The 9,777-nt window shown below is 72.2% G+C and carries 16 protein-coding genes; 8 read left to right on the top strand and 8 right to left on the bottom strand.

The genetic code is table 11. The features are described 5' to 3' along the window. Positions 1-2: 2 nt before the first annotated feature. The 8 genes from BS80_RS23095 (at position 3) to BS80_RS23060 (ending at position 2,802) form a co-directional block, all read left to right on the top strand. Complete coding sequence (locus BS80_RS23095; RefSeq protein ID WP_035800221.1) at positions 3-365, top strand: helix-turn-helix domain-containing protein; 363 nt, start codon at positions 3-5, stop codon at positions 363-365. Positions 366-462: 97 nt separating this feature from the next. Next, positions 463-846: a hypothetical protein gene (locus BS80_RS23090; protein ID WP_051966940.1), complete on the top strand. Its 384-nt coding sequence runs from the start codon at positions 463-465 to the stop codon at positions 844-846. Then, on the top strand, positions 846-1,121 hold the full coding sequence (locus BS80_RS23085) for a hypothetical protein (RefSeq protein WP_035800219.1): 276 nt from the start codon (positions 846-848) through the stop codon (positions 1,119-1,121). The genes BS80_RS23090 and BS80_RS23085 overlap by 1 nt, the downstream gene beginning before the upstream one ends. A 59-nt stretch (positions 1,122-1,180) precedes the next feature. After that, entirely contained in the window at positions 1,181-1,393 is a 213-nt protein-coding gene (locus BS80_RS23080) for a hypothetical protein (RefSeq protein ID WP_035800215.1), read from the top strand. 94 nt (positions 1,394-1,487) lie between these two features. Then, positions 1,488-1,817 carry a hypothetical protein gene (locus BS80_RS23075; RefSeq protein WP_035800213.1) on the top strand — a complete coding sequence of 110 codons (330 nt, stop codon included), beginning with the start codon at positions 1,488-1,490 and terminating at the stop codon, positions 1,815-1,817. Positions 1,818-1,918: 101 nt separating this feature from the next. Beyond that, positions 1,919-2,149, top strand: a complete 231-nt coding sequence (locus tag BS80_RS23070; RefSeq protein ID WP_035800210.1) for a MarR family transcriptional regulator — start codon at positions 1,919-1,921, stop codon at positions 2,147-2,149. A 26-nt stretch (positions 2,150-2,175) separates the two neighbouring features. Further along, complete coding sequence (locus tag BS80_RS23065; RefSeq protein WP_035800208.1) at positions 2,176-2,406, top strand: hypothetical protein; 231 nt, start codon at positions 2,176-2,178, stop codon at positions 2,404-2,406. A 39-nt stretch (positions 2,407-2,445) separates the two neighbouring features. Next, positions 2,446-2,802 (top strand): hypothetical protein, encoded by a 357-nt coding sequence (locus BS80_RS23060; protein WP_035800207.1) that lies wholly within the window; start codon positions 2,446-2,448, stop codon positions 2,800-2,802. A 59-nt stretch (positions 2,803-2,861) separates the two neighbouring features. Here BS80_RS23060 and BS80_RS23055 read toward each other — a convergent pair whose 3' ends face one another. From BS80_RS23055 to BS80_RS23020, 8 genes are all read right to left on the bottom strand, one after another. Continuing rightward, positions 2,862-3,260 carry a hypothetical protein gene (locus tag BS80_RS23055; RefSeq protein WP_035800205.1) on the bottom strand — a complete coding sequence of 133 codons (399 nt, stop codon included), beginning with the start codon at positions 3,258-3,260 and terminating at the stop codon, positions 2,862-2,864. A gap of 114 nt (positions 3,261-3,374) precedes the next feature. Continuing rightward, positions 3,375-5,123, bottom strand: a complete 1,749-nt coding sequence (locus tag BS80_RS23050; RefSeq protein WP_035800203.1) for a relaxase/mobilization nuclease domain-containing protein — start codon at positions 5,121-5,123, stop codon at positions 3,375-3,377. Beyond that, positions 5,120-5,545 (bottom strand): MobC family plasmid mobilization relaxosome protein, encoded by a 426-nt coding sequence (locus tag BS80_RS23045; RefSeq protein ID WP_063772035.1) that lies wholly within the window; start codon positions 5,543-5,545, stop codon positions 5,120-5,122. The genes BS80_RS23050 and BS80_RS23045 overlap by 4 nt, the downstream gene beginning before the upstream one ends. 179 nt (positions 5,546-5,724) lie before the next feature. Then, positions 5,725-5,949 (bottom strand): hypothetical protein, encoded by a 225-nt coding sequence (locus BS80_RS23040; RefSeq protein WP_035800201.1) that lies wholly within the window; start codon positions 5,947-5,949, stop codon positions 5,725-5,727. A gap of 93 nt (positions 5,950-6,042) precedes the next feature. Next, positions 6,043-7,353 carry a DUF2637 domain-containing protein gene (locus tag BS80_RS23035; RefSeq protein ID WP_035800199.1) on the bottom strand — a complete coding sequence of 437 codons (1,311 nt, stop codon included), beginning with the start codon at positions 7,351-7,353 and terminating at the stop codon, positions 6,043-6,045. Next, the gene (locus BS80_RS23030; RefSeq protein ID WP_035800198.1) at positions 7,350-7,910 is read right to left on the bottom strand and encodes a WhiB family transcriptional regulator; all 561 of its coding nucleotides are present in this window, start codon (positions 7,908-7,910) and stop codon (positions 7,350-7,352) included. The genes BS80_RS23035 and BS80_RS23030 overlap by 4 nt, the downstream gene beginning before the upstream one ends. A 110-nt stretch (positions 7,911-8,020) precedes the next feature. Continuing rightward, entirely contained in the window at positions 8,021-8,728 is a 708-nt protein-coding gene (locus BS80_RS23025; protein WP_035800196.1) for an ATP-binding protein, read from the bottom strand. Then, the gene (locus tag BS80_RS23020; RefSeq protein ID WP_035800195.1) at positions 8,728-9,777 is read right to left on the bottom strand and encodes a RodZ family helix-turn-helix domain-containing protein; all 1,050 of its coding nucleotides are present in this window, start codon (positions 9,775-9,777) and stop codon (positions 8,728-8,730) included. The genes BS80_RS23025 and BS80_RS23020 overlap by 1 nt, the downstream gene beginning before the upstream one ends.

Below are 9,777 nucleotides of genomic sequence, written 5' to 3'. Positions count from 1 at the left end.
GCGTGAAGCTCAGCATCGACGTCACCCGAATCCCCGGACCGGCCATCGCCGCGCTCGGCACGCTCAATGCCTTCTCTGTCCAGCCGGACTCCACCGCGTTCATCCTCAGCCTTGCCCTGACCACGAGCGGTCTGCTGCTGACCTTCGACGACGTCCACGAGCTGGGCCTGCGGCGCGACCGGAAGGTCGTCGTGCACCTCGCCAAGGCGTCCGACGGTGCCCGCGTCCGCCAGATCGGCAACGCGCTGAACCTGCCCGACCGCACGGTCGCCAGATCGCTCGACCGCCTGACCGCCGACGGCCTCGTGGTCCAGGAGGCCGAGGGCGAGTCCCTGCCGATGCGCTCCTACCGTCTCGCCGACTGAATCACTGACCAGGACCGCCCCGGTCCCACGGCCCAGGGGGAGACCACCAACTGCCAAGGAGCGAGCAACGCACACCCACCACGCCGACTTCCACCCGGTGGTGGTCACCGCGACCACCGAGCACCGCGCGAGCCGCCTCATCATCCCCAGCGACAGCCTGCGGATCGTCCGGGCCGACCAGGTTCGCGCCGGAGACCTGATCGTCTCCGCCTTCGACCCTGCCGAGCCCGCACGGCTTCCACGGAGCAGCTACTTCGCCTCCGGCCCCTACCGTGCCCGGCCAAGCCCGTACGACCCGACGTGCGGCTGCGGCGTCTGCGGTCTCCCCGAGGTCCACGGCCCCGACGGCACCGTCGTCCTCACCACCGGCCACCCGTGGGACACCTGCGACCCGTGGCCCGCCGCCGACCTCGTCCTGATCCAGCCCCGCCGCCGTCTGGCTGCTGCCCGCCGAACCGCACCACCGACCGAGAGGACCTGATGGCCGCCCACCGCGCACCGCTGACCAACCACCACCCCGACAACTCCGTCTGCCCGCCGGAGCACAGGCACACCAGCTCGGGCAAGCCGCTGCATCCCGACTGCCCCGGCCGCAGCTACTCCCAGGCCATCTGCACGTGCGGCGCCTGGGAGTTCAAGGGCTCCGCCAAGGGCTACGTCAACGAATCCCGCAAGCGGCACCTCGCCACCCACACCCCGCCCGCCCCGACCGGACCGGCCGTCCTGCGCAGCCTGCTCCGACTCGACCTCCCGTGACCGCCACCAGCTCACCCCCCACGCCCACCGTCGCCCCTCGATCTGCCTGGAGACCCGCCATGCCCCAGTACTTCACCGTCCGCGACCTGCTCGCCCAGCTCCAGAACCTCGACCCGAACCTGCGGATCCGCCTCGCCGTGAACCCCGACTTCCCGTTCGCCCACTACGTCGGCACCGACGTCGTCGTCCACGACGGCATCGCCTACATCGGCGAGGACGGCCAGGACGGCTACCTCCCGCACGCCGTCAGCAACCACCTCGCCTGGGCCTGACCACCCCCGACCAGCACCGAGCCAGGAGGACCGCATCACCTCTCGCAACGTCCCCAGAACCGCCCACCCGCTCGACAGCCTCGCCCTCCGGCCGATGCCGGCCGGAGTCCGCGGCGCCCTCGTCCGCAGCGCACCCACCAACCCCATCCACCCGATCGGCGTCCTGTGGCTGCCCGCCGATGCTCCCCGTCTTCCCCTCGGCCGGATCAGCCTGCGGTGGGAGGAGGCCAGCTGCGCGGGCTGGGACGTCACCGCCCGCCTCGGCCTGGCCACCACCGAGGTCCACCTCGGCTCCTGGCACGCCGCCCCCGACGACTGGCCGCACCTCGTTCGCCCCACCGTCCGCGAGGTCACCGGCCTGTGCTCGGCCCTCGCCGTCGCCACCGCCGCTCTCAACCTCTCCAACCGGCTCGCCGAACTCTGACCGGCCCCCGTAGCAGGCCGCCCCGCCACCGGCAGGGCGGCCTTGCCGTACGCCCGCCCATCCCGCGTACCCTCGTCACCGGGACACCGAGGAGGAACACCATGGCCGACGACCAGCAGCTCTGGGGCTACGCCGAGGTCGCCGCGCACCTCGGGATCAGTGTCGGCGCCGCCCGCAGCCGCAAGAGCCGAGGGGCCCTACCCTCACCCGACGACGAGAGCATCACGGACCGCCCGCGCTGGAAGCCCGCGACCTTCGCCGCCTGGAAACCGCGGGGCCAGGGCTACCGCAGCGACCTGGCCACCGAGACCGCCGACCCGGCTGCCAGCTAACCCGTCAAGCTCTACGCTCTCCACCCATGAGCGCCTCTTCGATGCCCTCCCCGCCGTTCCCGTCTCCGGACTCCGCCGTGCTCCAGCTGGTCGTCGCCAACGCGGTCGCCTCGGTGCGGACGGGCGAGGCCACCATCGAGGAGGCGATCCTGCACGCCGCCGTGCATGGCTGGTACGAAGGTCACATCCAGGGGGAGGACGAGTGCCCTGGCTGCGACTTCCGGGGAGAACTGCCCAAGTCGACCCACCGCAGCTGACAACGGCTGCGGCCCGGTCTGAAAGGACCACTCAACCTCATGACCGACCGCCCGTCCCGACCTCGGCCGTACGCCCTTGTGGCGTACGGCCTCCTCGCCGTTCTCGGTTCAGCCACCGCGATCGTCGCGGCGCTCTCCGCCTCCTACGCGATGTGCGCCCTCGGCCTGGCCGTCCTGGGCGGAGCCGCCCTCGCCGCGTACTGGACTGCGCGAGCAGGTGACGCCAGGACCGACCAGCTCGTCCTCGAGCGGCTCCGACGGGAGCCCGCCCTCGATGCCGACGCTCTGGCCGTCGAGCTTGCCCTGCGCCCGGCCGCCGTCCGGCTCAGCTTCCACCGGCTGAGCCGAAACGGCAGCCTGCCAATGTCCGGCAGCACGCCCGACATCGAGCGCTGATCGCCTCCGCTGCAAAAGGGGACCGCCACCGGCCTGGTGGCGGTCCCCTTCGCTCTGCCCTACTCGACGTAGAGCCCTGCAAACGTGCCGTCGAACCCGAGGGCGATCTGGCCCTGGGCGAGGGCGGGGTAGTACGTCCAGCTCGGGTCCGTGAGCATCGCGTCGAAGTCCTTGCGGGTGATCTCGGGTTCCAGCCACTGGTGGCCGCAGCGGCAGCGGACCCAGACGTTGCGGCGGTGGTTGATGAGCAGCCAGTCGCGCCGAGCCCGGCAGCCGGAGCAGACCACCGGCATGCCGCGCAGGGCCAGCTCGTGGGGGCACTGCGCTCCGCGGATCGCGTCTGGCCCGCTGGGCGGCGCTGTCTCGTACTCCAGTTGACGCAGGGGGTCGCCGGCCGCCGGCTGAGCGACGGTCGCGGTCGGGACGGTGGTGGCGGGCTGTTCGGCGGTTCTGGGCACGGGTTGGCTCTCCGTTCGCAGTACAGGTTCTTCCCTAACACCCGGTGGAAGTGGGTGTCGAGGGGTTTCTGGGCGCCGGCCCGGCGGACGGAGGGTGTCCGCCGGGCCGACTGGTCAGCGCCGGGGGGCCGGACGTCGGGGGTCGGCGGCCGGGTGGGCGGGTGCAGGCTTGGCCGCGCGGGTGTTCGAGCGGCCGGCTACCGGCCTTTCCTGGCTGGCACCGGTCTTCGGCTTGTCGGAGGAGCTGGGGATCGAGGGCAGGTCGGCGATGCGTCGGATTCGCCAGACCAGCACGTCGTCGGTGTTGCGAGCGGTGTCGAGTTCCCGCCAGGAGGTGGCTTCCTCCAGCAGGGCCTTCGGATCGTGGCCGGCCTTCTCGGCTTCGGCGAGGGTCGCGGCAAGAGCGTCGTACCGGCGGTCTGTGCCATTGCGACTCTCCGGTTCGCCAAGGGCGGCTCGGATGGTGGCTTCGTGACGACGCCGTTCGGGCTCGGGCAATGCCTGGCCCTTCTCTCGCATCGCCCGCATGGGGGTGGTGGCGGTCTGCTGGTAGGCGGCGCGGAGGTGGTCGGCGGCCTGACGGGAGGCTGCTGCCTGCTGGGCGTGCCCTCGGGCGGAGTGCCAGCGGGCAGCGGCCAGCGTGAGCAGGACGAGGGTGGAGAGCACCATGGCGGTGGCACCGCCGTCCTCTCCACGACCCAGCGCCCCGCCGGCGTTGACTATTCCGCGGGCGGCCGATCGCAGGGCCCTGATGTCGGCGTTCTCCGCTCGGACGTGGGAGCGGGTGGCTCGCTCGAACGTCCGGGCGGCGTCCCGCAGTGCGGCCCGGCTGGCGGCCGGGGAGGTCTGGGCGAGCGCGTCGAGGAGTTCTCCGGCGCCGACGAGCTGGGCAGCGGCCTCGTCGTCGTCTTCGTTGAGGACGGCCGTGGCGCGCTCGGCGATTCCGGCGGCATCCCGCCTGCTCCGGGCGGGTGCTGACGGGCCGTTGCGGCTGGTGCGGGAACGCGGCGGCTCGCCGTGGGTGGGGCCGTCGGTCAGGCGGCGGCGGATCCGGGGCAGCGAGAGGTCGGGGCCGAGCTTGGACCCGGAGAACCAGATCGGCTCCGCGCTGGCGTTCCGGTCGCCGGGGAGGGCGACGTTGTAGCCGAGGACGTCGCCGGACGGCGCGTGCCGGAGCTTCACGCGAAGGCCCGCCTCGCGCAGGCGGGTGAAGAACTCGTCCTCGGTGGCGGCTCCGGCGACGGCCTGGCGTACGGCTTCGCGGAGGGTTTCGCGAGGGATCTCGGTGCGGCCGGTGCGCTCGGCCTTCCACCGTTCCTGGCTGGTGGGGGTCTGGGCGGCGGTGCCGTCGCCGGGGGTGAGCTGACGCAGGCCGTAGTCCTTCTCTATAAGGCGGGCCTCGGCCTGAGCTTTGGGCCGGTCGAAGCTGAGGTTCGCGAGGCGGCCGTCCTGGCGCACCAGGGTGGCGGCGATGTGGATGTGGTCGGGTGCGTGGCGGACGGCGACCCAGCGGCACGCGGCGGTGTCGCCTTCTGGGGCGATGCCGGTGGCGTGGACGATGCGGCGGGCGATGGCGGCCCACTCGGCGTCGTCGAGGTGGCGGTCCTCGGGGGCGGTGCGGAGGGAGCAGTGCCAGATCTTCTTGGCTGGTGCGCGGTCGCCGAGGGCCTTCACCGGCTGGTCGAGCTGATCGGCGAGTTTGGCGACCTGGTGTCGTTCGGGGTTGGGGCCCGGGTCAGGTGCGAAGTCGTTCCAGGAGGCGACGAGGTGCTGATCGGTGTGCTCGTTGGCCTTGCCGGGGCCGAAGAGGTAGTTGACGAGGGGGAAGCTGCGGTCGGTGCCGATGCGGATCTTGGGGATCACCGGCGGACCATCCAGGCCACCGCCTCGTCGACTGCGTCGATGGAGGCTCCGACGCGGGCCAGCAGTTGCTGAAGGCCGGCACCCGGCTGGCCGCCGGCGTTGACGTAGTGGGCGAGTTGGTTCAGGTTGTTGCCGACCGCGCCGAGCTGGCGGTTGGACTCCATGAGTTCCTGGATGCCGCGCCGGTAGTCGGCGACGGCGGCGGTCGGGTCGTTGCTGGTGGCGGCGGCGATGACGGCGGCGGCCGTGTAGCCGCCGGGGGCGAGTTCGGCTTGTTGGGCTGCTTGCTGAAGGAGCGCCCACTCGGCGTCGCTGAATCGGGGGCAGACACGGTTGGTGCGCGGCACGCTCTGGCGGGAGCGTCGGCGGGCGGTCTCGGAGCTCGCTACGTGCAGCGGTTCCTCCTCTTCTGTGGTCGGCACCCCTGGGCCGACTCCCCGCTCGGTGGCAGGCCCCCCTGGGTCTGCCACCGAGCGGGGAGCCTCCGCCCCGTTCGGGGCGGAGGCGGGGTAAGGACTCCTTACCCCATAACTTGCTCCGCCAGGAGCCTGATCACGGTCACTGACCGGTGCCAGGGTGGTGCCGTCCTGGTCGGGGGCGGTCACCGGCTCGCCTCCGTGTCTCGCTGCTGGACGTCGCGGACGAGGTCCTCGATCCAGTCGATGGCCAAGACGGGATGGTGGAGGGTCCAGGGGCGGGAGTGCCGGCGACGTTGGACAGTCCGGGTGCCGTCCGTGCCGGTTTCTACGCGGTGGAGGTGACCGCGCTGGTGCAGGACGGTCAGCCAGGAGTCCACCTCGGTCCAGGTGGTGGGGGTGGTGCGCATGGCTGGGGCTCCGGTTCGGTGGACGGTTCTGTGTCGGGGTGGGGGGTGACCGGCCGGGGTGATTCGTCGGTCACCCCGGCCGGTCAGTCGCGGTCAGTCCCGGTTGGCGGCGGCGAGCTGGTTCTGGCGCTGCTGCTCGCGGAGCTGGGCCATCAGCTGGGTCAGCGTGTCGCTGGACAGCGTGCGGTTGGAGCCGCGTATCGCCTGGGCGACTATCTGGCGGGTCAGCCGGTTGTTCGCCTCTTGCACAGCCTTGTTCGCGATCTCCAGCAGCTCCTCGGTGTCCCGGTCGTCCGAGCGGTCAGCGACCGTCCGGTCTGTGACCGGTGTCGTGGTGACCGGGCTGACCTCCGGGTTGGTGGCGTCGGTCACCGTGACCGGCCCGGCCACGGTCAGCTCCGACCGGACCGCCCGGTCAGTGACCGGCGAGCCGGTGACCGCGCTGACCGACCGGCCGCCGTCCGGCTGACCGCCCAGGTCAACCGCCTCGGTCACCGTGACCGGCCCGGCCACGGTCAGCTCCGACCGGACCGCCCGGTCAGTGACCGGCGAGCCGGTGACCGCGCTGACCGACCGGCCGCCGTCCGGCTGACCGCCCAGGTCAACCGCCTCGGTCACCGTGACCGGCCCGGCCACGGTCAGCTCCGACCGGACCGCCCGGTCAGTGACCGGCGAGCCGGTGACCGCGCTGACCGACCGGCCGCCGTCCGGCTGACCGCCCAGGTCAACCGCCTCGGTCACCGTGACCGGCCCGGCCACGGTCAGCTCCGACCGGACCGCCCGGTCAGTGACCGGCGAGCCGGTGACCGCGCTGACCGACCGGCCGAGGTGGCCGGTGGCCGCCAGGGCGTTGTCCGCGATTCCGGTCAGTTCGGTCACCGGCTCGGTCGGTGCGGCGACGGCATCGGTCTGACCGAGGTCACCCTCGGCATTTCGGTGGGTTCGGCCCGGTCGGCCGGACGGGCTGACCGGTCCGCGGGCGAGGAGGATGTAGAGGTGGACGGCCCCGGCCAGGGCGAGCGGCGCGATGGTGGACAGCACGGCGACCACCGAGTCGCCCAGCCGCAGGCCGGTAGCGGTGCTCTGCTGGTTCAGCCTGACCGCGTGCAGCGCGTTCGCCCACAGGCTCGTCCCGGTGGCTGCTCCGAAGAGCAGCCACACGTAGGCGCGGGCACGCAGCGGAGCGTCGCGCATGACCAGCAGCGCCCGGATGCTGTAGGCGATGAAACCGTCGACGATGATCGGGAAGACGTAGGTCAGGAAGCCTCGGACGTGGACGGCCGACGCCATCTGTTGCAGCGCGTCGTAGGACAGCGCGCACCCGGCGGCGCCCAGGGCGATGACGACGGTCCGGTCCCAGCCCGTGACGTGCGCGGTGGTGGGGGTGGCGGCGGCGGTGCTCATGCCGCCGTCCCGAAGTCGTCGGCCCGCAGGCTGGTGCCGGCCGCTGCCGCGCTGCCGCCACGTGCCTCCTGCTGGAGTTCCCGGTTGCGGATCTTGCGGCTGGTCTCGCGGTACAACTTCAGAGCGTGGTCCTCGCTGATCTTCAGCAGCATCGCCAGGCGCTCGACGCTGACGCCCTGCCGGTATCCGGCGAGGACGACTGCCCGGCGCTCGGCCGAGGTGAGGTGGATGTCCCGACCGGCGATGGTGGCGTTGACCCTGCCGTAGTCGAGGCGCTTGGCGATCTTCTCGTGCAGGGTCTCGCGCTCTTCCTCGGTCAGTCCGCCCCGGATCCCGTGGGTTTCTCCGCCTTCGAGGGCGGCGTCGAGGCAGGCGAGGCGGACCGGGCACTGGCCGCACAGCGACAGCGCGGTGGCGATCTTGGCGGTCTCGTCCGGCCCGGGGAAGAACACGTCGGGGTCGACGGGGTTGTACTCGCTCGGGTGGCAGACGGCCTGGTCCTGCCAGGTGTGGTCGCCGAGCGAGCGGTAGCGCTCGGGAGTGGTCGTGGTGGTCATGCGGGGTTGCTCCGATCGCTCTCCGCGCGCAGGTCGGCGTCGGCGGAGAGGTGCACTGGGTCGGTGAAGGGCGAGGCGGCGCGCTCGGGGGCGCGGCCGGGGTGGCGGGCTCAGGCGGCGCGCTGGAGGCGTCTGCGGTCGACCGGCTCGAACTCGACCCGGGTGGTCATCTCGGCGAGCCGGGAGGTGACCCGGTCGCCGAGGTACGCCTTGAGGTCCCTGATCCGCAGGTTCGTCGTGATCAGGGTCGGGAGCATCGCGTTGTACCGGCGGTTGACCAGCCGGTACGTCTGCTCTTCGACGAACTCGCTCGTCTTGGCTGCCCCGAGGTCGTCGAGGATCAGCAGCGGCACTCGGCTGTAGGCGGCGAGCACCCGCTCGGCGTCGGTGTCGGAGCTGGGCCGCAGCCCGGCGTACAGGTCGGCGGCGGTGGTGGCGCGCCAGCGCACGCCGATGCCGGCTTCGACCAGCACCCGGACCGCGCCGTACGCCTGGTGCGTCTTGCCCGCGCCGGTCACCCCGGCCAGCAGGAGGCTGGGGCCGGTGGTGACCTGGCGGCGTGCACCGGCGCTGGGCGCGACGGCCTGGGTGGCCACCTGCCGGGTCCAGGCCAGGACAAGCGGGTGGTCGGCCACCGCGTCGCGGTACCGCAGCGGCATCCCGGCGGACAGTGCCTGCTCAGGCGAGAACGGCTCCGGCTCGTCCGGGACGGCGTCGACCGTGGCGCGGTCGATGCCCCGGGCGGCGAGGATCCGGGCCATCCGGTCGAGGACCGACGGGCCGTCGGCGAGGGTCTGCGGGTCGCGGTAGGTGCGCATCACAGCTCCTCGGCGTAGGCGGCGTGGGCGTCGACCGGGTTGGTCCACGCCTGGTGAGCGGGCAGGTTAGGCCGGGATCCCGGCCGGGCCAAACCGGCGTTTCGTGCGTTCATGGCGTCGTTCACCAGGCTCGGCAGCCGGGACGGGTGGCCCTGGATCTCGGCAAACCGCCGCAGCCCGGCCCGCACGTGATCGGGGTCGATGCCCTCGTCCAGCAGGGTCTTGACGACCTTGCCGAGGTGGCCGAGCACGCTGCCCGGCGGACGCTGGGGGCAGGAGGCCACGTACTCGCCGACGAGCTGGTTGGCCGAGACGGTGTCGGCCCCGGGCGCTGGCCGCCCCGTAGGTGAAGACGATCCAGGATCCAAGATCCTGGATCCAGGCGCCGAGGGCTCCGGGAGGTTTCGGGGAGACTTCGGCGAATTCTTGACCGCAGCGCCCTGACCTGCAGATTTTCTGGCGGGCCGAGTGTGATCCGGCTCGTTGCCGAGCAGGGTGTCGGGAAGGGCGTCAGGGACGGACTGCGCGGGCACGGGAGCTGCCGGGAGGTGCTCTGCGGGCTGCGCGAGGGCTCCCCGGGTGTTCGCCGAGTTATCGGCGAGGTCTCGGGGAGGATTCAGCACGGCCGACGCGAGGACGAGCTGACCGTCGGTCGAGGAGGTGCGCTTGGTGCAGGGGCCCTTGCACGGGCCGCACCGCTCCGGCGCGCAGTGCGGGCAGGCGGGGAGACGGCTGAGGGACGGCTTGTCGATCTTCTGGTGGCGGTCCCACGTGATGTAGTGGAGGTACCGCTTGCCGTCGCAGCCGGTGTACCGGTGGATCAGGCCCGACCGCTCCATCTGCATGAGGTGGTCCTCGACATCGACGGGGGCCTGGTCGGCGCGCACGACCCAGAGCTTGCCGTAGATGATGGCGGCGTGGTCCTTGTGGCGACCACGGTCGTCGCACTCGGTGGCCAGGCCGAAGAAGGTGCGCTCGGCGTAGATGGTCAGCTCGGCGAGCGTCTCGGAGGTGTAAGCCTCCGGCTTGACCGGTCGGATCCGCGACAT

It is taken from the genome of Kitasatospora mediocidica KCTC 9733 (genome assembly GCF_000744225.1).
Lineage (GTDB): Bacteria > Actinomycetota > Actinomycetes > Streptomycetales > Streptomycetaceae > Kitasatospora > Kitasatospora mediocidica.
The sequence above is the reverse complement of the archived record's forward strand: the minus strand, read 5'-3'. Positions and strand labels throughout refer to the sequence as shown.

Bases quoted from the DNA above. Each gene is read 5' to 3' on its own strand.
- BS80_RS23085 (WP_035800219.1), top strand. From the start codon at position 846: ATGGCCGCCCACCGCGCACCGCTGACCAACCACCACCCCGACAACTCC.
- BS80_RS23080 (WP_035800215.1), top strand. From the start codon at position 1,181: ATGCCCCAGTACTTCACCGTCCGCGACCTGCTCGCCCAGCTCCAGAAC.
- BS80_RS23075 (WP_035800213.1), top strand. From the start codon at position 1,488: ATGCCGGCCGGAGTCCGCGGCGCCCTCGTCCGCAGCGCACCCACCAAC.
- BS80_RS23070 (WP_035800210.1), top strand. From the start codon at position 1,919: ATGGCCGACGACCAGCAGCTCTGGGGCTACGCCGAGGTCGCCGCGCAC.
- BS80_RS23065 (WP_035800208.1), top strand. From the start codon at position 2,176: ATGAGCGCCTCTTCGATGCCCTCCCCGCCGTTCCCGTCTCCGGACTCC.
- BS80_RS23060 (WP_035800207.1), top strand. From the start codon at position 2,446: ATGACCGACCGCCCGTCCCGACCTCGGCCGTACGCCCTTGTGGCGTAC.
- BS80_RS23040 (WP_035800201.1), bottom strand. From the start codon at position 5,949: ATGCGCACCACCCCCACCACCTGGACCGAGGTGGACTCCTGGCTGACC.
- BS80_RS23035 (WP_035800199.1), bottom strand. From the start codon at position 7,353: ATGAGCACCGCCGCCGCCACCCCCACCACCGCGCACGTCACGGGCTGG.
- BS80_RS23030 (WP_035800198.1), bottom strand. From the start codon at position 7,910: ATGACCACCACGACCACTCCCGAGCGCTACCGCTCGCTCGGCGACCAC.
- BS80_RS23025 (WP_035800196.1), bottom strand. From the start codon at position 8,728: ATGCGCACCTACCGCGACCCGCAGACCCTCGCCGACGGCCCGTCGGTC.
- BS80_RS23020 (WP_035800195.1), bottom strand. From the start codon at position 9,777: ATGTCGCGGATCCGACCGGTCAAGCCGGAGGCTTACACCTCCGAGACG.